This window comes from Paraburkholderia sp. SIMBA_054, from assembly GCF_046534875.1.
Lineage (GTDB): Bacteria > Pseudomonadota > Gammaproteobacteria > Burkholderiales > Burkholderiaceae > Paraburkholderia > Paraburkholderia hospita.
Genome location: NZ_JAWRXV010001433.1, coordinates 1 through 245 on the forward strand (window position 1 = coordinate 1; position 245 = coordinate 245).

The 245-nt window shown below is 51.4% G+C and carries 1 pseudogene; it reads right to left on the minus strand.

Annotated features, from left to right (window positions below):
* Positions 1–209: pseudogene (locus SB822_RS59780) on the minus strand (ABC transporter substrate-binding protein); the annotation flags it as partial.
* Positions 210–245: the final 36 nt, after the last annotated feature.

Genomic DNA, 245 nt, shown 5'->3' on the forward strand with positions numbered 1-245 from the left:
TTCCAGGAGGCTGCAAGCATTGGCTGCATCTGCGCCTTTTCATCAGGCTGCAGCAGATATCCATATGTCTGCACATAGTAGGCGGCATTGCTGTTGCTCCACATGAAATGTGGATCCATCACCATTTCCGATCGCATGCCGATCTGAAGTTCGGCCGCTAAGGCCGGGCTTGCCAAGGTAAAGGTCAATGCAAAGACAGCCGATCTCATTCGTAGTCCAGCCACGTTCGTTCCCCTTTTTTGATT